14 protein-coding genes are annotated in these 22,518 nt (G+C 71.7%); 7 read left to right on the top strand and 7 right to left on the bottom strand.

Features of this window, described 5'->3' with window-relative positions; genetic code table 11:
* Positions 1 to 70 precede the first annotated feature (70 nt).
* Positions 71 to 1,300 carry an SMI1/KNR4 family protein gene (locus UA74_RS19120; protein WP_075741485.1) on the bottom strand — a complete coding sequence of 410 codons (1,230 nt, stop codon included), beginning with the start codon at positions 1,298 to 1,300 and terminating at the stop codon, positions 71 to 73.
* Between the two features lie 507 nt (positions 1,301 to 1,807).
* On the opposite strand from UA74_RS19120, the gene UA74_RS19115 reads away from it, so the two are divergent.
* Together UA74_RS19115 and UA74_RS19110 are read left to right on the top strand one after the other, a co-directional pair.
* The gene (locus UA74_RS19115) at positions 1,808 to 3,577 is read left to right on the top strand and encodes an Hsp70 family protein (RefSeq protein ID WP_075765048.1); all 1,770 of its coding nucleotides are present in this window, start codon (positions 1,808 to 1,810) and stop codon (positions 3,575 to 3,577) included.
* Between the two features lie 324 nt (positions 3,578 to 3,901).
* Positions 3,902 to 5,371 carry an SDR family oxidoreductase gene (locus tag UA74_RS19110; RefSeq protein WP_075741483.1) on the top strand — a complete coding sequence of 490 codons (1,470 nt, stop codon included), beginning with the start codon at positions 3,902 to 3,904 and terminating at the stop codon, positions 5,369 to 5,371.
* 283 nt (positions 5,372 to 5,654) lie between these two features.
* Here the strand turns inward: UA74_RS19110 and secA2 are convergent, their stop codons facing one another.
* Entirely contained in the window at positions 5,655 to 8,087 is a 2,433-nt protein-coding gene (secA2, locus tag UA74_RS19105; RefSeq protein WP_232237331.1) for an accessory Sec system translocase SecA2, read from the bottom strand.
* Positions 8,084 to 8,434 (bottom strand): hypothetical protein, encoded by a 351-nt coding sequence (locus tag UA74_RS32140; RefSeq protein ID WP_157434300.1) that lies wholly within the window; start codon positions 8,432 to 8,434, stop codon positions 8,084 to 8,086. Before UA74_RS32140 ends, secA2 begins: the two co-directional genes overlap by 4 nt.
* 323 nt (positions 8,435 to 8,757) lie before the next feature.
* On the opposite strand from UA74_RS32140, the gene UA74_RS19100 reads away from it, so the two are divergent.
* Positions 8,758 to 9,693 (top strand): proteasome assembly chaperone family protein, encoded by a 936-nt coding sequence (locus UA74_RS19100; protein WP_075741482.1) that lies wholly within the window; start codon positions 8,758 to 8,760, stop codon positions 9,691 to 9,693.
* Positions 9,694 to 9,791: 98 nt separating this feature from the next.
* Here the strand turns inward: UA74_RS19100 and UA74_RS19095 are convergent, their stop codons facing one another.
* The gene (locus UA74_RS19095; protein WP_075741481.1) at positions 9,792 to 10,895 is read right to left on the bottom strand and encodes a helix-turn-helix transcriptional regulator; all 1,104 of its coding nucleotides are present in this window, start codon (positions 10,893 to 10,895) and stop codon (positions 9,792 to 9,794) included.
* Positions 10,896 to 12,102: 1,207 nt separating this feature from the next.
* On the opposite strand from UA74_RS19095, the gene UA74_RS19090 reads away from it, so the two are divergent.
* The 3 genes from UA74_RS19090 to UA74_RS19080 are packed head-to-tail and all read left to right on the top strand — an operon-like array spanning position 12,103 to position 15,026.
* Positions 12,103 to 13,236, top strand: coding sequence for a FecCD family ABC transporter permease (locus UA74_RS19090; RefSeq protein WP_083683352.1), 1,134 nt, complete (start codon positions 12,103 to 12,105; stop codon positions 13,234 to 13,236).
* On the top strand, positions 13,237 to 14,031 hold the full coding sequence (locus UA74_RS19085) for an ABC transporter ATP-binding protein (protein WP_075741480.1): 795 nt from the start codon (positions 13,237 to 13,239) through the stop codon (positions 14,029 to 14,031).
* On the top strand, positions 14,028 to 15,026 hold the full coding sequence (locus UA74_RS19080; protein ID WP_075741479.1) for an ABC transporter substrate-binding protein: 999 nt from the start codon (positions 14,028 to 14,030) through the stop codon (positions 15,024 to 15,026). Before UA74_RS19085 ends, UA74_RS19080 begins: the two co-directional genes overlap by 4 nt.
* 90 nt (positions 15,027 to 15,116) lie before the next feature.
* Here the strand turns inward: UA74_RS19080 and UA74_RS32135 are convergent, their stop codons facing one another.
* From UA74_RS32135 to UA74_RS19065, 3 genes are all read right to left on the bottom strand, one after another.
* Positions 15,117 to 17,003 carry a serine/threonine-protein kinase gene (locus tag UA74_RS32135; protein ID WP_075765046.1) on the bottom strand — a complete coding sequence of 629 codons (1,887 nt, stop codon included), beginning with the start codon at positions 17,001 to 17,003 and terminating at the stop codon, positions 15,117 to 15,119.
* Positions 17,004 to 17,307: 304 nt separating this feature from the next.
* Entirely contained in the window at positions 17,308 to 20,349 is a 3,042-nt protein-coding gene (locus UA74_RS19070) for a glycine--tRNA ligase (RefSeq protein ID WP_075766229.1), read from the bottom strand.
* Between the two features lie 255 nt (positions 20,350 to 20,604).
* Positions 20,605 to 21,096 (bottom strand): acyl-CoA thioesterase, encoded by a 492-nt coding sequence (locus UA74_RS19065; protein ID WP_198042778.1) that lies wholly within the window; start codon positions 21,094 to 21,096, stop codon positions 20,605 to 20,607.
* 344 nt (positions 21,097 to 21,440) lie between these two features.
* Between UA74_RS19065 and UA74_RS19060 the strand changes: the two genes are divergently transcribed.
* Entirely contained in the window at positions 21,441 to 22,496 is a 1,056-nt protein-coding gene (locus UA74_RS19060; protein WP_075741477.1) for a hypothetical protein, read from the top strand.
* Positions 22,497 to 22,518 lie beyond the last annotated feature (22 nt).

Genomic DNA, 22,518 nt, shown 5'->3' with positions numbered 1-22,518 from the left:
GGTCGTCGATTACTCCTACCGTGCACGGTCGCCGCCGTTGTCGTGAGAGACGATCCCCGTGTCACTCCCCCTACTCTCCGAGAACCCGCCGGAGATTGACCACCACGGTCTCGTCCGATTCTGTCGCGAGCATTCGGCGGAGGAGCGGAAGCAGCGCTCTGTCGTCCCGGCGGGAGGCCGTCTGCACCGCCAGAAGCCGGACACCGGGGTGTTCGTCGGCGAGGGCGTGGGCGAGCGCCTCGGTTGCGGAGTCTCGGGCGTCGCCGAGGTGAAACGCGGCCGAGGTGCGGATGCGGTGATCCTCGCGGTTCAGCAGCGGAGCGATGTCGGCCGAGGTGAGGTCGGCGCTGTCACCCAGTGCCTGTAGCGCGCGGCGGATGAGTTCGGGGTCGTCGGTGGTGAGCTGTGCGCGGGCCTGTTCGGCCAGGTCGGCTGTGCGGCGGACGCGGAGGACGCTGATGGCCTCGGCCCGCACTGCGGCCTCGGGGTCGGACAACGCCGCTCGTGCGGCGTTCTCGATCTCGATGTCACAGCGCCAGGCGACGCCGAGGACTGCGGTTCGGACCGCTGCGGCGGGGTCGGTGGTCGCCGTTTCCAGGGCGCGCACGGCCGTCGGGGACAACCGGGCCAGCTGGGCGAGCGAGGTCGCGGCGCGGGAGCGGCGGCTCGGTGCCGGGTCGGTGGCGAGGATGTCGATCAATATGCCTTCGTCGCCGGGAAGCTTGTCGCCGAACCCGGCGACCCGGTGACCGGCGAGCAGCTCGTCGAGCCAGCGTTCGTACCAGCTGAGGAAGTCGAGATCCTCTAACACGTACGGCGGCACCGCCCCGTCCCAGTTGACGTTCACCAACCGTCCCCGGCCCGGCCCGGTCACCACGAGCTGAGTGAAGTCGGAGCAGCCGTGGTGGACGACGGAGAGCGTGCCCTGCAAGGGGTCGGGGCGGCGGTCGTCCGGTCCGGGGAAGTCGTCCCACCAGCCGGTGCTGTACTCGGTCCCCGGCACGAAGGCGCTCGGCTCCGTGAGGGCGCCTGGGTAGTCGAAGGGTTCGGTGTAGGCGGCGGACAGGCGGAGCAGTCCGTAACTCGGCCCCGCCCCGCCGTCGCCGAGTTCGAGGAGGAACCGCCGGTAGTCCGCAGGCAGCGTGACGCCGTGCTCGGCCTCGAAACCGACGATCGCCGACTCCGGTAAGGGCGGGTTCAGCGTGAACTCGTGTTTGGCGGCGCCGAAGGACTTCAGCAGGCTCGGGTCGGCCTTCGCTCGTGCCAGTTTCTCGAGGATGCGCGACGAACGGGTGTCCAAGGCTGCCTCATCTTCGCTCGAACCTCGGACGTCCCGTCGTGGAACTCCGTCGGCTGCACTGTCGATTGTGGAGGAACAGGGTTCTCGGGCGGGCTCTGCTTCGATGTCGGTACGCGGAGTGGTGTGGTGCTCGTACTCGACAGCCGAGTCCGGCGTGGCTGGGTGTCGAGTCATGGCCGGTGTCGCAGTCGGCTGTGTTCAAGCCTCGCCCGGTCGAATCGTGCCGCGGTGAATCGCCGAGTCGAATTGGCCGCCGTGCAGGAGGTCGCCCGTCGCATTCCGGCCGTGTCAATCCTCGCCATGCCGATGGCCGCTTGCGCAGGATGCCGGCTTCCGCCGGAATCGGCATCTGCAATTTCGTAGCCAGCACAGAGGGTTCTCACCGAGCGACATGGTCTTGGGCGCCGAATCCCCGGCCGGTTGCTGCCCATCCGAGATCGGCAGCGGCAGCGCGGCCTTCCTCGCGAAACCCCCTGAGGGCGACGCCCGGCTGGGTACTGTCTGGCCGTGCGTGAACTCGCCGTCGACTTCGGGACGTCCAACACCGTCGCAGCCCTGCGCATCGACGGCGGTCCGGCCCGGCTGCTGCTGTTCGACGGCTGGCCCGTGCTGCCCTCCGCCGTGCTGAGCGGGCGGGACGGCACGCTGGTGGTGGGCCGCGAGGCGCTGCGTGGCGCCCGGCTCGATCCGGCGCGGTTCGAGCCGCATCCCAAGGAGCGGATCGACGAGGGCGAGGTGCTGCTCGGCGACGCGGTGGTGCCGGTCGTCTCGCTGATCGCCTCGGTCCTTCGTCGGGTCGCCGCCGAGGCGGCCAGGGTCGATCGGGTGGTCCTCACCCATCCTGCCGACTGGCACGCCACGCGGCGCGGAGTGCTGCTGGCGGCCGCCAGGGAGGCCGGGTGGCTCGGCGATGTCCGGCTGGTCGCCGAGCCGGTCGCGGCGGCGGGGCTGGCGCCGGACGTCGCGCCGGGGCAGGCGATCGCGGTGTTCGACATGGGCGGCGGCACCACGGACGTCGCGGTGCTGCGCCGGGGTGCGACGGGCTGGGAAGTGCTGGCCGAGGCGGGGCTGTCGGACCTCGGCGGTCGTGATCTCGATCAGCTCCTGCTGGAGCACCTCGGCGTCGCACACCTGGTGCGGCTCGGTGACGTCGCGAGCAGACGGCGGGCCCGTGCCGTCGCCGAGGACGTGCAGGCGGGCAGGGAGGCCTTGTCGCAGTACCCGCAGACCGACATCCCGCTGCCTCCGCCGCTGCCCGACGCACACCTCACCCGCGACGAGCTGGAGGGGATTCTCGCTTCCGCTCTGGACCGGGCCGTCGGCCTGCTTGCCGACACCGTCCTGGCGACCCCGGTCGTGGCGGTCCACCTGGTCGGCGGCGCCACGCGGATGCCGTTGGTGGCACGGTTGATCGGCCGCCGACTCGGCCTGGTGCCGACGATCGTCGACTCGCCGGAGACCGCCGTGGTCCTCGGCGCCCTCGCCCCGACGGCCGCGCCCACGCCCCCTGCGTCAGCTCCCGCATCGTCGGCGCAGTCGCCGGTGCCTAGGCAGACCGCACCCCTGCGCCTGCCGCAGCCCGGCGGGACGCCGTCCACACCGCAGACCTCGGTCGCTGTGCGGCGCTGGTCGATGCCGGTGATCGTCGGCTTGGCCGTCCTGGTGCTCGCGGCGGTCGGCTTGGTGATGGCGGCGGCACTGCGGTGGACCAGCAGCGGCACGCCCCTCGGCGACGCCACGCCGAGCATCGACTCGTCGGCGGGCCCGGACCGGGACACGAACACGGGTTCGAATGCGGGGGCCGACACCGAGCAGGCTCGGGACACCGAGACCGACGGCGTCGACTCGGCGGCCTTCGGCGCGGACGATCAGCTGCTCGCCTTCGCCGGGCCGTCCGCCGTCGACTGCGTCAACGCGATGGGCACGCACAGCCAGGGGGACATGTACGAGGCACGTAACCACGTGCGCTGCCGATTCGAGCACGAGGGCATCGTCTACTTCGCCAACTACCTGTCCTCGGACGACGCCGAGACCTGCCTCCTGCTGAACCAGGCGTTCACGGACACCCCGGAATCCGACTGGCGCAGCGATCAGCCCTGGGCGGGCGGCGGATTCTCCGGCCGGTCCCACGACGTCACGACGATCGCCGGGAACACGGTGCTCTGGTACGCCGACACGAACTCCTTGTGCGGGTTCTTCGGGCCTGCCACCGACTACAACCCGGTGATGCCCGACGTCCGCGCCGCCTGGGAGGCGGTCGTCCGGCTGCGGGACTGAGCGCCTGCGACACCGAGACTGCGACACCGACCCTGCGTCGCCGCAGGCGTTGCCGGGCGCGGTGTCACCCGCGAGTGTCTGCATCGGCTCACCACGTCGAACTCGGGCAGCGTGCACGGTTCGCAAGGCGTCGACCAGCGCCAGCTCCCGATCGTGAGCAGGCGTTCTGACCTGCGCAACCCGGTGAGTCAGCTGGTCACGTCTGCCGTCGCGGTCACGACCGGCATGCCGAGGACGCCTGCACCCGCCCACCGGCCTTCTTCGCCACCCCGGCCGCCCCGTCGCCACACTGCGCCGCGCCCCGACTCGACCGCAGAATGGGCTGTGCGAATCCTCGTGACGGGTGCGACTGGGTACATCGGCGGCCGGGTGGTGCCCGCGCTGCTGGACGCCGGACATCAGGTCCGCTGCCTGGTGCGCGATCCGGCCAAGCTGCGTGACGTCCCGTGGGCCCCGGCGGTGGACATCGTGCGGGGCGACCTCACGGCCGAGGAGGACGTGCGATCGGCCGTCGACGGATGCGACGCGCTCTACTACCTCGTGCACTCCCTGCAGTCGCGGGGCTTCGCCGCCAGGGATCGCCGGGCGGCGCTGCTCACCGCGCAGGCGGCGCGGGAGGCGGGGCTCCGCCGGATCGTCTATCTCGGCGGGCTGCATCCGGACTCGGCCGAGCTGTCCGAACACCTCGCGTCGCGGGCGGAGGTGGGGGAGATCCTGTTGCGGTCCGGGGTGCCGACCGCTGTCCTGCAGGCCGCCGTGATCATCGGCTCCGGCTCGGCCAGCTTCGAGATGCTGCGGTACCTGACGGAACGGCTGCCCGTCATGGTCACCCCGAAGTGGGTGCACAACCGGGTGCAGCCGATCGCGATCAGCGACGTCCTGCACTACCTGGTCGGCTGCGTGACACTGCCCGCCGAGGTCAGCCGGACCTTCGACATCGGCGGCCCCGACGTGCTCACCTATCTGGCGATGATGCGCCGCTACGCCGAGGTGACCGGCCTGCGCCCCCGGCTGGTCGTGCCGGTGCCGCTGCTCACCCCGCGATTGTCCTCCCACTGGGTCAACCTGGTCACTCCGGTGCCGAGGAGCCTGGCCACGCCGCTGATCGAGTCACTCGTCCACGAGGTCGTGTGTGCGGAGGACGACATCAGGCGGGTCGTCGGCGACCCGCCTGATGGGCTACGGGACTACCCGACGTCGGTCTCGCTCGCCCTGGCCAGGGTGCGGGCCGCGAACGTCGAGACGCGCTGGTCGGGCGCCTCGCCGCCGGGCGCCCCGGCCGATCCGTTGCCCTCGGACCCGTCCTGGTCGGGCGGCTCGGTGTTCCAGGATCGGCGGGAACAGGACACCGAGGCACCGCCCGAGGAGGTCTGGCGGGTGGTGGAGGGCATCGGCGGCGAACGGGGCTGGTATTCCTTTCCCCTGGCCTGGGCCGTCCGGGGCTGGGTGGATCGACTCGTGGGCGGCGTCGGGCTCCGGCGCGGTCGTCGCGATCCGGCCCGCTTGCACGTCGGTGACGCCCTGGACTGGTGGCGGGTCGAGGAGATCGAGCGCGGCACGCTGCTGCGGCTGCGGGCGGAGATGCGAGTGCCCGGCCGGGCGTGGCTGGAGCTGCGGGTCGATCCGCACGGTTCGGGAACCCGGTATCGACAGCGGGCCGTCTTCCTGCCGCACGGCCTGCCCGGGCATCTCTACTGGTGGCTGGTGTGGCCGTTCCACGGGGTGGTCTTCGGCGGCATGGTGCACAACATCGTCCGGGCCGCCGAGCGAGGGGCCGGTCGCGGGCCGAGGTGAGCCTGTCTCGCTGCGCGGCGGCCCTCGTTCGCCTGATGTCGCCGGTCCCTGGGACCTGCCGGACCGCTCGACATCACCGACCGAGGGAGCCCGACCCGCGCACCGAGCAGCTCCGAACACGACCTGGCCGAAGGACGACGTCGACGAGCCCCGAGCAGCGTTCTCCGCCACCGCCCGACCGGAGGCGGGAACCCGGACCGGTCACCGACGACGACCGAGACCGGGCCGCCTGCTGCTGCCGAGACCCGGTCCCCTGCCGCTGAGCCCGCAGCCCGGCACCCGCTCAGTCCGTGGCCTGCTTCTTCCGGCGCGGCGACTTGGTCGTCGAGCCGCCGATCATGGCCCGCACGCCTCGCATCGCCCGATCAGCCTCGGAGCCGAAGGGGTTGTCGTTGATCAGGTAGGTCCAGGTCGCGCTGGGCCTGCGCAGCCCCTCGGCGTCGAGGTCGACCCCGTCCGAGGTGATCGTCGCGGTCTCGAAGGTCTCGGCGGCCTTGTCCGCCGCCTCGGTGAGGATCTCCCGGAACGCCGGTATCGCGGCCCGGTGGAACTCGTCGAGTGGATTCTCCCTGGCCAGCGACCGGAGGTGGATGCTCTCCCGCAGGTCGGCCAGGTAGGCGAGATGGTCGGCCCAGCGGTCGTCGAGGTGGTAGAGCGCGATCAGTCGGGCCGCGTGCTCGACCGCGTCTTCGCCGATCTCCTCGACCAGGTCGGCGTGCCGCTCGGGATGCCGCTCGGCGGCCTGCTGGCTCGCCAGGTCGGTGCGGAGCAGCTCGTCGCGTCGCTCGCTCACCAGTCCGCGCTGGTGGGAGACCAGGCTCGTGTAGCGCCAGGTGTTGCGGTGGATCTCCAGGCCGACGCCCTCGGCGACGCGCTGGGCGTGGTCGAAGACCTGCTGGGCGTCGCGGCCGGTGAGCCTGCCGTCCTCGTCCGAGGCCAGCCGCTCGGCGGCCTCCGGGGCGTGCTGCCCGATCAGGTCGTCCTCCGCGCTCGCGAAGAACACCGAGTCGCCGGGATCGCCCTGCCTACCCGCTCGGCCGCGCAACTGCTGGTCGAGCCGCCTGCTGGGGTGTCGGGCGGTGCCCACCACGCAGAGCCCGCCCAGTTCGACGATCCGGTCGCGTCCCTCGCCATCGCGGCCGCCGAGCTTGATGTCGGTGCCTCGGCCTGCCATCTGGGTCGACACGGTGACCCGCTCGTGGGCGCCTGCGTCGGCGATGATCGCGGCCTCCTCGGCGTCGTTCTTCGCGTTGAGCACCACACAGGGGACCTCGGCCTCGGCGAGCAGTGCGGCGAGTCGCTCCGACTCGGCGACGTCCTGGGTGCCGACGAGCACCGGCCTGCCCTCGGCGTGCCGGGCGGAGATCTCCGCGACGATCGCGGACTCCTTGGCCTGTCTGGTCTGGAACAGCTGGTCGGGCCGGTCGACCCGGATGCACGGCTCGTTCGGTGGGATCACCGCGATGGACGCCCGATAGAACTCGTAGAGCTGCTCGGCGGCGGGCATCGCGGTGCCGGTCATCCCGCACAGCGTCGGATAGCGGCTGATCAGCGCCTGGACGGTGATCTCGTCGAGTACGTCGCCGCTCTCGCTGACGGCGAGACCCTCCTTGGCCTCCACCGCGGCCTGGAGCCCGTCGGGCCAGCGTTGGAGCAGGGCCACCCGGCCCCGGGAGGCGTTGATGAGCTGCACCCGGCCGTCCCTGACGATGTAGTCGACGTCGCGGTGCAGTAGCGCGTGCGCGTGCAGGGCGATGTTGACCCTGGTCAGGGTGCTGCCGACGTGTTCCTCGGAGTACAGGTCGACGCCGCCGAGCGCACGTTCGACCTCGGCGGTCCCGGCGTCGGTGAGGAAGACGTTGCGCTCGTCCTGATCCACCTCGTAGTGCCTACCGAGGCGGAGTCTGCGCACCACCTTGGTCATCTCCTGGTCGGCGACGCCCGCGCCTCGGGCCCCGGCCAGCACGAGCGGCACCTTCGCCTCGTCCACCAGCACGGAGTCGGCCTCGTCGACGATGACCACGTCCGGCGCGCGCACGACGACGTCGTCGGCCTCGGTGCACAGCCGGTCGCGAAGCACGTCGAAGCCGAGTTCGCTGACGGCCGCGTAGGTGATGTCGGCCTCGTAGGCGGCGCGGCGCTCCTCGGGCGTGGAGCCTTCGTTGACCCAGCCCACCGTCACGCCGAGGAGTCGGCAGGCGGGGGCCATCCACTCGGCGTCGCGGCGCGCGAGATAGTCGTTCACCGACAGCACGTGCACCCGGCGGCCCTGCAGCGCATAACCTGCGGCCGCCAGTGCCCCGGCGAGGGTCTTGCCCTCGCCGGTGGACATCTCCACCACGTGACCGGAGAGCAGCGCCAGCGTTCCGACGAGCTGCACGTCGAAGGGTCGCAGGCCCAGCGCGCGGTCGGCGGCCTCGCGTCCGATCGCGCAGAACTCCGAGGCCTGGGCGTCGGTGAACTCGGGGTGCGTCGCGCCCTTCCGCTTCTTCCCGCCCTTGGCCCGGCCCGCCTCCTGCTGCTCGACCGCCTCCCGCACGGCGGTGCGCAGGCCGTCGGCGGCCTCGGTGAGCCTGGTGTCGGACCAGCCCGCCACGGCATCGGCGTCGCCGCCCGCCGTCGCGACGATGCGTCGGAACGGCTTGAGGTCCACCGACCCGTGCCGTTGGAACAGCCGTCTCAGGCGGTCGCGCAGCCCGTCGACGAATCCGGTCACGAGGTGTCCTCTCCTGGCGTGGACGCCGCAGCGCGCGGCGTCCGGGGATGCTGTCCCGTCGAGCCCGCCGATCCGAGCTCGTCCGCAGAGCGGGCTCGACGGGTGTCGGGGCCTGCGGCGTGCCTGCTCGCGGGAGTCGGAACCGGGTGTGGCGTAGTGACGCGGTCCACCTGGGCAGCGTCCGAGACGGCGGGGCGGCGGACCGACCCGGCGGCGCGGCGCTCGCCCGCAGCCGCCCTCGACGCCAGGCGCATGCCCCGGCGCGGGGCGTCACCGAGTGCGGCCGCGTCGGCGCGTGGTGAGACCATGAGCCCGCCCGTCCTGTGTTCGATCTCCTCGTTCCTCATCTATTTCTACCCGGCTCGTCCTCGATCTCGACGGTCGCGCCCGCTTCGGAGTCTCGCCTCGGCTGTGCGGCCGCCTCCCGCGCGGTCCGAGGGTCGGCTTGGGCGGATCAGGCGCGACGCGTGGGCGGGCGGTGGCAGGATCGACGATCTGGGCGGGGCGTCGGATCATCGACGGCGGGACGGCCACGAGGGCGGTCTCGCGGCGGCTGTCGCGACGATCTCACCGGACTCGTCGAATTCGTCCGCGGATGCGGGATGGAACCGAGGTCGCGCCGCGTTGCACCTGAGCAACGACAGGCAGGCCGAACGGCTGGAGGTTACAGGTGGTGCTCGATCCACGGGATCTGTACGAGGTGGACTCCGACGTCCCCGACCTGAACGGTGCGGTTCTCCTGCATCACTTCGAGGGGTTCATGGACGCCGGTTCGGCGGGGCGGCTGCTGGCCGAGCACCTCACCGAGGGCGGGGAGGGGCGCGTCGTCGCCCGCTTCGACATCGACGGACTCGTCGACTATCGGTCTCGGCGTCCGACGATGACCTACGCCGTCGACCACTGGGAGGCCTACGAGAAGCCCGAACTGGTGGTCTGGCAGCTCTTCGACGAGGAGGGCACCCCGTTCCTGCTCATGACGGGGCCCGAACCCGATCATCAGTGGGAGCTGTTCATCGCCGCGGTGCGCAGCCTGATGGAGCGGTGGGGCGTCCGGCTCGCGGTCGGCTTCCACGGCATCCCGATGGGCGTGCCGCACACCCGGCCGCTCGGCGTGGTGGCGCATGCCACCCGGTCGGAACTGCTGGACAAGTGGACCGGCGGCGGTCACCCGGCGTTGGGGGAGCGGTTCCAGGTGCCCGGCAGCGTGGCGGCCCTGCTGGAGCTGCGGCTGGGCGAGGCGGGGCTGGACGCCATGGGATTCGCGGCGCACGTGCCGCACTACCTCGCGCAGTCCAGCTACCCCACGGCCGCCGTGACGCTCCTGGAGTCGGTGAGCCGGGCCGCGGGGCTGTCGCTCTCCTCGAAGGAGCTGCGTGCCGCCGCGGAGCGGGTGGACGTCGAGATCGACCGCCAGGTGGTCGAGTCGACCGAGGTCTCGGACGTGGTGCGGGCGCTGGAGCGCCAGTACGACTCCTTCGCCCTGGCGCCCGGCAAGCGCAGCCTGCTGGTCGAGGAGGGCGAGGCCCTGCCGACCGCCGAGGAGATCGGCTCGGAGTTCGAGCGCTTCCTCGCCGAGCAGGGGCCGATGGGCCAGCCCGAGCAGTGAGGCGCACGGACCGAGGGCGGCGGGCGGGGGCGGCTCGCACGCGGGCGGCATCCGCCTAGGACGACACGGCAGGACGCCGCCCGCCTGTCGACGACTGCTCACTCCCGGCCCGGCGCAGGCCCGAGGTCCGTGCCGCCGGGGCGAGGCCCGCCGAGGGAGAGCAGCGCGACGAGCTCGCCTCTGCTGTGCACGCCCACCTTGGCGAAGATCGACTTCAGGTGGTCCTGCACGGTGACCTGAGCGAGCGACAGTGCCTTGGCGATCTCCCTGGTGCTGCCGCCGTGCAGCACCTCGCCCGTCACGAGCTGTTCGCGTCGGGTCAGGCCGTGGGAGCTGAGCACCACGGGCATGATCTCGGCGGGAGTCGGGGTCGAGGCCGTCACCACGACCTGCGCGGTGCCGACGCCGTGCAGGACCGAACCGCGCAGGATGATCCACTGACCGTCTCGGGTCTGTACCCGCATCGCCGCCGGGATGCCTGCCGGATCGGCCTCCGTGAGCCTGGCCAGCCGGGCGGTCACCAGGAACGCGGCGGGCACCGCCAGCACGTCGAACGCCGAGTCGGCCAGCTCGAGCAGGAGTGCCTGTCCCGGCTGGTCGGCCGCGATCAGCTCGTCGCTCGAGCCGAGGATCACGACGGCGGGAACGGGCGGCGGCTCGGTCGGCGCGGTCCTGGGCAGGTGGGCGCGGCGTAGTGCGCCGGTGATCAGCCGGTTCGCCTGGCCGACGAAGCGCAGCTCCTCGTCGGAGTACGGGCCGCGCGCCTTCTCCCGCATGAAGGCCGCGAATCCCCAGCTTCCCTCGCCGAGGTCGCAGCGCAGCCGCAGCTCGTCGCCGAATCCGTACCCGGACAGATGCTCCCGCATGCGGACACTGCGTTCCGGGCGTCCCTGGGTGGTCTGACTGATCGCGGCGACCAGGCTGCCCTGCGCCTGCATCTGAGCCATCGTGCCGACGTCCTCGTTGCCGAACTCCAGGTCCATCGCGTGCGTCATGCCGCGCGGATCGAGGGTGGTGCTGACCATGGAGGTCGGCAGCCCGGTCAGCGGGTCGGTGTGATGCCAGCAGACGGCGTCGAAGCCCACCACCGAGGGCAGCAGGCCGTCCAGCTCGCGGAAGAGTTCCCTGGTGGTCACGCCCGACTTCGCCAGATCGCGAAGGTCGCCTAGTGCCTGCCGCTCACGTTCTCGACGATTCGCCACGGATGTGGTTCCCACTCTCCCTTGGCGTCCTGGCGACGTGCCGAGCCTGGGAGTCCGGAGGGGCCCGAGGAGTCCGGTGCAGGGGCCGCCCGGCAGGACGCACGTCACCGTGATCAACACGACGATACTGCGCGCATCCGTCTGGTGGCAGACCGTACTCCCAGATTTCTGGGATACCACTCGTCACCCCGGCGGCCCATGATGATTCCGGGCACGAGATCCACTCCTGGGGCCCGAGGCGACGGAGACGATCAACCTGACGCGGCGACCGGAGGGGGCTTCGGGTCGTGGTGGCGACGCGACAGGTGATTGTCTCCGCTTCGCCGGACCCGGAGGGTGACTCGCGGCCGTGATCGGGCCCGGCCGGCTTGGGGGCGGCCGGGCCCGAACCCCGTGGTCCTCGACGATCGCCGCCGTTGTTCGTTCCGAGGAGGACCGCAGGCAGGCCGAACCGTCGAGCCCGGCGCGAGTTCGCGGTCTGCGGTCGTCCGATGTGGATGGTGCCCTGCTTCCGTGTCCCCGATCGACCGCGTGTCCCGCCCCGGTCCGGTGTGCCGCCGCGGTCGCCGACGGGTACCGGATCGCGTCCGCGAGGCGATGCCAGGACACCGCAGGATCCCGGTTCTCGGCTGCTCCCCGCTCTTCGGCGGCTCGGCAGGCGCGGGAAGGCGCCGGCGCATCCTCGCGAATCCCGTCGCTATCGGTCGCCCGAAGCCTGCCCGACCCGGCTGTCCGTCGCGGGCCGTCGCACCTGCATCGGCTGAGACCGTCCGACGATCAACTCATGCACGATGATGCATTCCTGTTGACAATGATTTCCATTCAGTGTGAGGCTGGGGCACGACAGCTCATCCCCAGCAGGCCGTGTCGGCCGGACGGTCTCGCGGGTGCAGAAGCCCCTGAACGCGACCGCCGCCGACGACACAGACAGCGCGGTGGGAGCGCACCGCGCCGCGGTCGTTCCGACGTCTCCCGCGTGACGGCGTGCGTGACTCGGAGGTAGGACAATGCCGGTCGCCGACTCCTGGCGGCGGAACTCGCCTCGGGCGGACTTCCCCCGGCGGGCACCGGGCCGCGACCACGAGGTCGGCCGCCGGTGAGGCCACTCGGTCACCGGGTCCGACGAGGGCCCGAGAGAAAGCCCGCTGGAACGAAGTCCGCTGAAGAGAGGCATCCCGAGACGAAGCCCGCCACGACAGCCCGGGTCATGCCGGAGACTGATCGAGCCGGGGTCGACCAGGGCGGCTCGGCCCCCTCCGACGCTGACCCGACGTCGAAGGCCCTGCGGCGCGGCGGCCGTGTGCAATCTCGCCACGGACTCGTGCTCACCGTGCTCGGCCTCTCGATCGCCATCGCGGTGTCGGTGGTGGTCGCGATCAGCCTCGGCCCGACCACGGTGCCGCTGAGCGACACCTTGCGCTACCTCGGTGCGGCGCTCACGGGCGGGACGATCGACGCCGTCGAGGTCTCGCAGTACACGATCATCTGGGAGGTGCGCACCCCGAGGGTGCTGCTCGCGGTGGTGGTCGGGGCGGGCCTGAGCGTGATCGGCGTCGCCGTGCAGGCGATGGTGCGCAACGCCCTGGCCGATCCGTTCGTGCTGGGGATCTCCTCCGGGGCCTCGGTGGGCGCCAGCGCGGTGGTCGTCTTCGGCGCCTTCGCCGCACTGGGCGTCTACGCGTTGTCGGCGGCGGCCTTCCTCAGCGCGCTGGCCGCCTCGGCGCTCGTCTACGCCGCCGCGCACAGCCGGGCAGGGCTGAGCCCGCTTCGACTGGTGCTCACGGGCGTGGTGCTGGCCTACGGTTTCCAGGCGATCATGACGGTGATGATCTTCCTCTCGCCCAACGGCGAGGCGGCGCGGACCGTGTTGTTCTGGCTGCTCGGCAGCCTCGGCGCGGCGACCTGGACGTCGCTGCCGATCGCGACCGTGGCGGTCCTGATCGCCTTGATCGTCCTGCACCGCCGGAGCCGTTCGCTCGACGTGATGGCGATGGGGGACGAGACGGCGGGCAGTCTCGGGGTGGACAGCACCTCGTTACGTCGGGGCCTTTTCCTGCTCACCGCCGTCGTGACCGGGGCGATCGTCGCGGTCAGCGGCGCGATTGGCTTCGTCGGACTGGTGATGCCGCACCTGGTCCGGCTCCTGTTCGGCTCGAGCCACGCCAAGGTGTTGATCATTACGCCGCTGGCCGGGGCGTTGTTCCTCGTCTGGGTGGACCTGGTCTCTCGCACGCTCGTCGCGCCCCGCGAGTTGCCGCTGGGCGTGATCACCGCCCTGGTCGGGGTCCCGGTGTTCATCACGCTGATGCGTCGGCGCGGCTACGTGTTCGGAGGTCGGTGAATGCGGCTCACCCTGGACGGCGTCTCCGTGGAGATCGCCGGGAGAGCGCTCGTGCGCGAGCTGCGGCTCGCGGTCGACAGCGGGGAGATCCTCGGGCTCATCGGTCCCAACGGCAGCGGCAAGTCCACTGCGCTGCGCTGCGTCTACCGGGCGCTGCGCCCCACCTCGGGCGCGGTGCTGCTCGACGACGTCGACCTCGGGGAGTTGTCGCTGCGGCAGAGCGCCCGCTCGGTGGCCGCACTGACCCAGGAGGCGAGCACCGACCTGGACTTCACCGTGCGGGAGGTGGTCGCACTCGGTCGCTCCCCGCACCTGCGGGACAACCAGGCGCTCGGGGCGCGCGAGGAGGAGCTGTGCGCAGCCGTGATGCGCCGGGCCGACGTCGCGCACCTGGCCGATCGCAGCATCCTTACCCTGTCCGGCGGCGAGCGGCAGCGGGTCTACATCGCCAGGGCACTGGCTCAGGAGCCGCAGGTGCTCGTGCTCGACGAGCCGACCAACCATCTCGACGTCCGACATCAGATCGAGCTGTTGTCCTTCCTGCGCACCGCCGGGCTGACGGTCCTGATCGCGCTGCACGACATGAACCTGGCGGCGGCGGCCTGCGATCGGATCGGCGTGCTCTCCGGCGGCGAACTGGTCGCCGTCGGGAAGCCCGGCGAGGTGCTCACCCCGGAGTTGATGCACGACGTGTTCGGGGTGGCGGCGACCGTCGTCAGCCATCCCGGCACCGGAACACCACAGCTCCTCTACGAGCTGACCACCGAACAACAGCCGGAAGGAACAAGGACATGACCCTGCGCCTCCCACGTCGAGCGTGGCCGATCCTGGCGATCGGCGTGCTCGCCGCGAGCGCCTGCGGGGCCGAGGTGGCACCACAGACGCGCGACGACGCCGACCTGGTCACCATCGACAACTGCGGACGCGAGACCACGTACCCGCGTCCGGAGCGCCCCGTCGTCTATGAGGGCGGTGGTGCCGAGAAGCTGTTCGTGCTCGGCGTGACCGACGAGATCCGTGGCTGGATCGCGACGCCCACCAACGATCCGGCGATCGAGCGCTCCCCGTACCGGGCGGAGTTCGAGCAGATCGAACGACTGAGCAACGACCTGCTCAACCGGGAGATCGTCGTGGATGCCGGTGCGGACTGGGTGTTCGCGGGCTGGAACTCCGGTTTCAGCGAGGAGCGCGGCATCACACCGCAACTGTTGGACGACCTCGGCATCAACAGCTACATGCACACCGAGAGCTGCTACAACTACGGCGACGGCGCGGTGAACGTCACGCCGTTGGAGGGCCTCTACATCGACCTCGTCGACCTCGGCGAGATCTTCGGCGTCCAGGACCGAGCGGCCGAGGTCGTCGAGGAGCTGCGCGGCCGGGTCGCCGCCGTGGAGGAGACCCATCCCGACGGCGAGCCCGCCGAAGTGTTCGTCTACGACTCCGGTACCGATCAGCCGTTCACCGCGGCAGCCCACGCCCCGCCGAACGACATCATCTCGGTGGCGGGCGGCCGCAACATCCTGGCCGACCTGGACGAACGGTGGACGTCGGTCGGCTGGGAGGCCGTGATCGAGGCGCAGCCCGAGGTCATCGTCATCATCGACTACGGCGACCTGCCCGCCGAGGACAAGATCGACTTCCTGCGCTCCCACCCCGCGCTGGAGTCCGTCCCGGCCGTGCGGGACGAGCACTTCTACGTCCTGGACTACGGCGAGGCGATCAGCGGTCCCCGCATCGTCGACGGCGCCGAGAAGTTCGCCGAGTACCTGCGCTCGATCGGGCACTGAGGACGGGAGCCGACAGCTGCGCCCCGGCGCCCCGAGAAGCCATCGGCTCCGGGGCGCCGTGGCCGGACCGGAGGGCGGCGTGGGAGACGATCAGACTCGGACGCGCCCAGGCCTGGCCGCTCGCCGGGTCTGCCACTGGTCGGCGGCCCGCAACGCCCAGCTGCCGCCGATGCACCCGCCGAGGACGGCGACCGCGTCGAGCGTGACGCCGCCGTCGATGACGATGCCGAGCCAGCCGTAGCGGCTGCTGAGCAGCCCGACCAGGAAGCCGGTCAGCGCGCCGAGGACCCAGACGACGACCGTCACCGTGCCGTGTCGGTCCTTCGGGACCGGGAACGTCCCCAGCACCACCGAGACGGCGGCGCTGCCGATGGTCAGGCCGAGTACGCAGCCGACGGCGATGGCGGGTTCGATGTCCGCGATGCCCGTGCCGACGCCGAGGATGTCGATGCGCAGGCCGTCGCGTTCGGCCAGCCTGCCGAGGACGAAGCCGCCGACGGGTGCTCCCACGAGGAGGCAGCGGCGGAGGAACGCGGTGCGCGGCTCGGTCGCTCGACCGCCGACGGCACTGATCAGCGTGCAGACGAGCACGCCGATGACGGCGCCTGCCAGTGTCCCGAACACACTGGCGCTGTCCACCAGCCACTCGGCAGGCCCGAGGAACCGGCGTACCTCCCGGTCCCCGCCGTCCCCGCCGTCCCCGGTGAGGACGGTGGTGTCGACCGCGAAGTTCGCGGCGTACACGCCGACGAGGACCCCCGCGAAAACCAGGATCAGCAGGCTCGCCGTCGCGCCGATCCGACGAAGGCCGGGGCCGCGCAGGCCGGTGCGCAGCCTTCCCCCGGTGCTCGTCAGCGCATGCCGGGCTCGGGTGCGCAGACCGCTCCACCGGCTCGGGCGGGGCGGCTGTTCGGCACCTGCCTGCGCGGTGCCCGGCTGCGCGCCGTCGACCTGCCCGGCAGCCGCCTGGCCTGCGTTCGCGTCCCATTCGTCGAGCCGATGGACCTGTAACCGGGTGCGATACGGCGTGCTCTGCGGGGCCTCGACCCTCGTCGCGCCCGCAGGCTCGGCCGCGCAGTCCGACGGCCGTTCCACGAGCCGCTCGACCGCCGCGTGCTGCGTCATGGTCAGGGCGTGCACTTCGGCGGGCCAGGGCCGGGCGTACGGCGCGATTCGGCCGATCATCTCCAGCAGCCGCGCCGCGTCGGGTCGGGCCGCCGGGTCTTTCGCCAGGCATGCCGCGACGATCGGGCGGATGCCGACGGGCACGGCATCGAGGTCGGCTTCGGCGTACACGATGTCGTACAGCACCTGGAAGTCGGACGGCCCGGCGAAGAGACTCGTCCCGGTGCCCGCCATCACCAGTACCGCACCGAGCGAGAACATGTCGCTGGCCGGGGTGATCGCCCCGGCCTGCGCCTGCTCCGGCGACATGAACTCCGGGGAGCCCACCACGAGGCCGGTACGGGTCAGATCACGTCCGTCTCGCCGGTCCAGCGCCCGCGCGATGCCGAAGTCGATCAGCCTCGGGCCCTCGTCGGCGAGCAGGATGTTGGACGGCTTCAGGTCCCGATGCACCAGGCCCGCCTCGTGGATTCGCACCAGCGCGGCGGCCAGACCGGCGGCCAGGCGCGGCAGCGACTCCGCAGGCAGCCGCCCGGTGGCCTCGACCGCCTCCCGAAGGGAGGGACCGAAGATGAACTCCGAGGCCAGCCAGGGTGTCGGTGCCTGCGCGTCGGCATCGATCACCGTCGCGGTGTAGACGCCGTGTACCGCGCGCGTGACACGGACCTCGCGTTCGAACCGCGCGCGGAAGCCGTCCTCCTCGACGAGATGCGGGTGAATCTGTTTGATCGCGACCAGCCTGCCGTCGGGTCCGCCGCCCAGCAGCACCCGACCCATCCCGCCCCGGCCCAGCTCGGCGAGCAGTCGATACCCGCCCGTCTCCTGCGGCTCCGACGCCCTCAGCGGCCTCATGACCCCCCCGGTCGGTCGAGCAGCCCCGAACGGACTCCCGGGCATGCGGAGAGATCATGTTAGGGGACCGACGCGCACCGCATACCGGTCTTGGGGATCATCCGCTGCACGAGGGGATCGCGTCGCGGCCGAGGCCTGCCGTCGGGGAGTTGATCCACGGCCCGGGTGCTCGCCCCGCCCACGCCAGGCACCACGGCAGCCCGCCGGCGTGGGCGGTGGAGAAGAGGCCCGAGACGCACTCGGGCGGCACACCGTGTCGGCGTGCCGCCCGAGACTCCGTCCGGCCGAAGGTGGATCTCCCGGCTCAGTCCTTGGCCAACGCCGTTCCCAACGCCCGCCAGTCCAGCACGGGTGCGGCGGCGTCGCGGATCGAGGCCAGCAGTCCCAGCCGGGCCGCCCGCACCTGGGCGTCCTCGGCCATGACCAGCACGTCGTCGAAGAAGACGCCGATCGGCGCGACGATCGGCCGGGCCTCCTCCGCGAAGCGGGCGAGATCCGGTGTGGTGCCCGCCAACGCGGCGCCGACCTGCTCCCACACGGTGCGCAGCGCGACCTCGGCGGGCTCGGTGATGTGCGCGGCGTCGTAGGTCGCGGGGGTGTCGTCGGGGACGATTCGGCGAACCCGCTGGAGCGCGGCGGCCAGCTCGACGAAGGTCGGATCGCCGGTGCGGCGGTTGACCTCGGCGAGCGTCTCGTCGGCGGTGATCGGCGAGTCGGCCAACGGCAGCACGGCGGCGACCACGGCGTGGTGGTGACCCGCGTCGAGCAGTTGCTGCTCGTACCGCCGGATGACGAACTCGTGCGCCTCGGCCAGCGCCGAGTCGGCGACCTCGATGCCCTGCGCGGCAAGGACGTCGGCCGCCACCCGCAGCGCCCGACTCACCGTGACCTGCCGAAGCTGCGGGAAGGCCCGCAGCACGCTGATCAGGCCCAACGCCGCCCGCCGCAGACCGAACGGGTCGGAGCTGCCCGTGGGGGACGCACCGATGCCGAACAGCCCCACCAGCAGGTCGAGCCGGTCGGCCAGCGACAGCAGCGCGCCGGGGACGGTGGTGGGCAGGACGCCGCCTGCCGACCGAGGCTGCTCCATGTCGTAGAGGGCGCCTGCGACGCTCGGCGACTCGCCTGCCCGCAGCGCGTACTCCCGCGCCATCGTGCCTGCCAGGCTGGTCAGCTCGACGACCATCTGCGAACCGAGGTCGAACTTCACGAGCTGCGCGGCCCGGTCCAGGGTCTGGCGCTCCTCGCCGGTCAGCGGCACCAGCCGGTCGCCGCTCGCCTGCACGCCCTCGGGGGTCGCCACGGTGGCGTCGCCGAGTTCCCTGGCCACGGCGGCGATCCGCTCGGTGCGGTCGGCCATCGAGCCGAGCCGCTCCTCGAAGGCGAGCCGGTCCAGACCGAGCTTCATCGTCTCCGGCTTGACCGCCAGATCGGCCCGCCAGAAGAACGCCGCGTCCTCATACCGGGCCCGCAGCACTCCTTCGTTGCCCGCCCGCACCGCGTCGTGGTCGCAGGCACCGTTGGCGACGGCGACGAAGTAGGGCATCAACGCGCCCGCGCCGTCACGGACCGGCAGGTAGCGCTGGTGCTTGCGCATCACGGTCGTGAGGATCTCGTCGGGCAGTTCCAGGTAGTGCTCGGAGAAGGAGCCCAGGATCGGGGTCGGCTGCTCGACGAGGTTGACGACCTCCTCCAGCAGCACGGCCTCGCCGTCGAAGTCGACCGTGCCGCCGACCTCCGAGACCAGCCGCTGCGTCGCCCCGACGATCTGGCCGCGCCGGACGTCGATGTCGACGACGATGCCGTGCGCGGCGAGGAAGTCGACGTAGCCGTCCGCATGGGGCACGGCCACCGTCGGCGTCGCGGCGGTCCGGTGCACTCGGGTGGTCACCCCGCTGGCCAGCGACGAGGCCGCCACCGGCACGCCGACGTCGCCGAGCATCGCCAGCAGCCAGCGCACCGGGCGGCTGTAGGACAACGTCGAGTCGCTCCACCGCATGTTCTTGTCGGCCCGCAGCTCCAGCACGACGCTGGAGAGCAGCTCGCTCAGCACGGTGACCGCCCCCCGGCCGACGTCGGTCTTGACCGCGACGACGAACTCGACGCCGTCGATCACGGCCCGGCCCAGGTCGGCGACGTCCACGCCCTGCCCGCGCGCGAAGCCCGCGACGGCCTTGGTGGGGGCGCCCGTCGCGTCGAAGGCGTTGGCGACCCGAGGTCCGCGCACGGTCCGCTCGGCGTCGGGCTCACCGGGCTCCACTGCCTCGACCACCGCGACGATCCGGCGGGGCGTGGCATAGGTGCTGATCTCGCCGTGGCCCAGTCGGGTGGCGGCGAGCTTCTCGGTGAGGGCGGTGCGCATCGCCTCGGCGGCACGCCGGACCTCGGCGGCGGGCAGTTCCTCGGTGCCCACCTCGAACAGCAGCGTCGCGGGCTCGGTCACCGAGGGCAGCTCGGCGGGCACCGTGGCGGCGGGGAGTGCCTCGGCGACCCCGAGCGGGTGGCCCAGCTCCTCGCGACGCTCGGCCCACAGCCGCACGACGTCCCTGGTCAGCGCCCTGGTGCGGCCGAAGGCCTTGGCCCGTTCCGTGGTGGACACCGCGCCTCGGGCGTCGAGCACGTTGAAGGTGTGCGAGCACTTGAGCACGAAGTAGTGGGCGGGCATCGGCAGCCGGGCGTCCAGCAGCCTGCGGGCCTCCGCCGCGTACTCGTCGAACAGCCGACGGTTCATCGCCACGTCGGCGTCGTCGAGGTAGTAACGGCTCATCTCGTACTCGGCCTGCCCGAAGGCCTCGCCGTAGGAGATGCCGGGCGCGAAGGCGATGTCCTTGAAGTGGCTGACGTTCTGCAGCGCCATGAGGATGCGCTCCAGCCCGTAGGTGATCTCCACCGAGACGGGGTCGAGCGTGGCGCCGCCCGCCTGCTGGAAGTAGGTGAACTGGGTGATCTCCAGGCCGTCTAGCCACACCTCCCAGCCGAGGCCCCAGGCGCCGAGCGCGGGGAAGTCCCAGTTGTCCTCGACGAAGCGGACGTCGTGCGCCTCGACGTCGATGCCGATGGCCGCCAGGCTGCCGAGGTACAGCTCCTGCGGGTTGCCGGGATCGGGCTTGAGGATCACCTGGAACTGGGTGTGGGTCTGGAGCCGGTTCGGGTTCTCGCCGTATCGGGAGTCGTCCGGCCGCACGCTCGGCTCGACGTAGGCGGTCCGCCACGGCTCGGGACCCAGCACGCGCAGCACGGTGGCCGGGTTGAGCGTTCCCGCACCGACCTCGGTGTTCAGGGGCTGCACGACCATGCATCCCTGATCGGTCCAGTACTTGGTCAACGCGAGAATCGCGTCCTGCATGGTCAACACGGAGGACAACCTTCAGACGAGTCATGGCGGGCCTCATCGACTGCCCGCTGTACGGACGGGTCGGACGACTGCGGGCGCCGGCCGGGTGGCACAGGAGATCGACCGAGTCTAGTGGACCTGCCTTCCGGTGAGGCCGGCGGTGGTGCGGCCCTCGCCGGTCGCCGCCGCACAACGCCGGGGGACTGATCGGACGAGCCCACCCGGTGGTGACCAGGCCTGTTCGGCGGGCGCGCTGCCGTGGGCGGGTCAGCCGCCGCCGACGAGGTCGCGGGGCCGCCGCAGCCGGTGAGCCTCGGCGACCAGTTCGACGCTGAGCGGGACGGCGTGATGCGTGGCCGGGTCGAGCCGGATCTGCGTCCTGCTGCCCTCGGCGTGCAGTATCGATCGATCGGCGGAGTGCACGTGGAAGCCGTAGGTCAGGCTGCTGGTGGCCACCTGTTCGATCCAGAAGTGCACGCCGACGACGCCCATGCCCGTGATCGGCGTGTGGTAGGTGATCGCGAAGTGTCGGACCACCTGGAGCACGTCGGCGAACCGGGACAGCGGGGGATCGAAGTGCCAGCCTCGGTCGAGCCAGTAGTCCATGACGGCGCGTTCCACCAGCAGCAGGTAACGCGAGTCGTGGACCGTGCCGGTCGCGTCGAAATCCTCGAAGTTGATGCGGACGGACCCGACGTGGCCGAAGCGCGCCGGGATGTCCGTCGGCGTGCTCTCCGGGCTGGTCATCGCTGCTGCCACCTGTTCCAGGGTCGTGGGGATCTGTTCGGATGTGCTGTTGTTCTGGACGGTTCTGCACCCGGGGTGGGATTTGAGCCGGGCCGCGGACGACGTCACGGAGCGGTCCATGCGCCGTCGCTTCGCCGGGCGGGCAGGCCGGGAGGATCGATCTTGCCGGATCGATCTCGACGTTGTCACCTGGTCGGGTGAGACGTTGCGAGCGCCGTCGAGCAGGCTTGCCTGCGCGCGGTCCGGACCGTGGTGCTGAGGAACGGGCCGGGCCCGCCGATCGCGGGGGGAACGGCGGCTCCGGCAGCCGAGAGCGACCGAGAGCGACCGAGATCGACCGAGCAGGAGGACCTGACATGCGAGTGGCCGAGGCGCGAGCCGCCGCCGTCGACTGGGTGCGGCGCCGGGCGCGGGGCGAGGCAGGCTTCGTGGGCGCCTACTTCAGCGGTTCGACGATCGGCCTGCCCGGCGACGCCGAGCTGTCACCGACCTCGGACGTCGACGTCGTGGTGGTGACCAGCGGCCCGGTGCCGCCCGTGGGACTGGGCAAGTTCCGTCACCAGGGCGCTCTGCTGGAGATCACCCACCTGAGCCGGGAGCTGTTCGCCACCGCCGAGCAGGTTCTCAGCTCTTATCATCTGGCGGGCGGGCTCCGCGCCGACACGATCATCGCCGACCCCTCGGGGATGCTGCGGCGACTCCACCAGGAGGTGGCGCGGGACTTCGCCGAGCCGAAGTGGGTTCGTCGGCGCTGCGCGGACGCGCTGCGACGTATCGAAAGCGGTCTGCGCGTCGTCGACGCCGCCGCGCCCTGGCACCAGCAGGTGACGTCCTGGCTGTTCCCGACCGGCGTGACGACGCACGTGCTGCTGGTGGCCGCCTTGCGCAATCCCACGGTGCGGCTGCGGTATCCGGCCGTTCGAGCCGTGCTGACCGAGCACGGGCTCGCCGATCGATACCCCGAACTGCTGACTCTGCTGGGGGCTCGCGAGCTGACCGCCGCCCGGGTGACGGAGCATCTGGCGGCGCTCGCCACGACCTTCGACGCCGCTGCGCAGGTGTCGGGGACGCCCTTCTTCTTCCGGGGCGACATCACCGCCGAGGCCAGGCCGATCGCCGTCGACGGCAGCCGGGACCTCATCGCGGCGGGCCTGCACCGCGAGGCATTCTTCTGGATCGTGGCGACCTTCGCCCGCTGCCATGCCGTGTTCGCCGCCGACGCCCCGGCGCTCGGCGCGATGCACGAGCCCGCGTTTCGCGCCGCCGTCGCCGATCTCGGGATCGCCTCCACCTCGGACCTGCGTCGACGCGCCGACGACGTCCGGCGCTTTTTGCCCCGACTCGTCGAGACCGCCGAGATCGTGCTGCGTGCCGAGGCCGTGGCCCGGCCGACGGTCGATCGGCTTCCCTAGGTCGCTCACCTGATGTGGCGAT

The sequence above is a fragment of the Actinoalloteichus fjordicus genome (assembly GCF_001941625.1).
GTDB classification, from domain to species: Bacteria; Actinomycetota; Actinomycetes; order Mycobacteriales; family Pseudonocardiaceae; genus Actinoalloteichus_A; species Actinoalloteichus_A fjordicus.
This window is presented reverse-complemented; position numbering and strand designations above follow the sequence as displayed.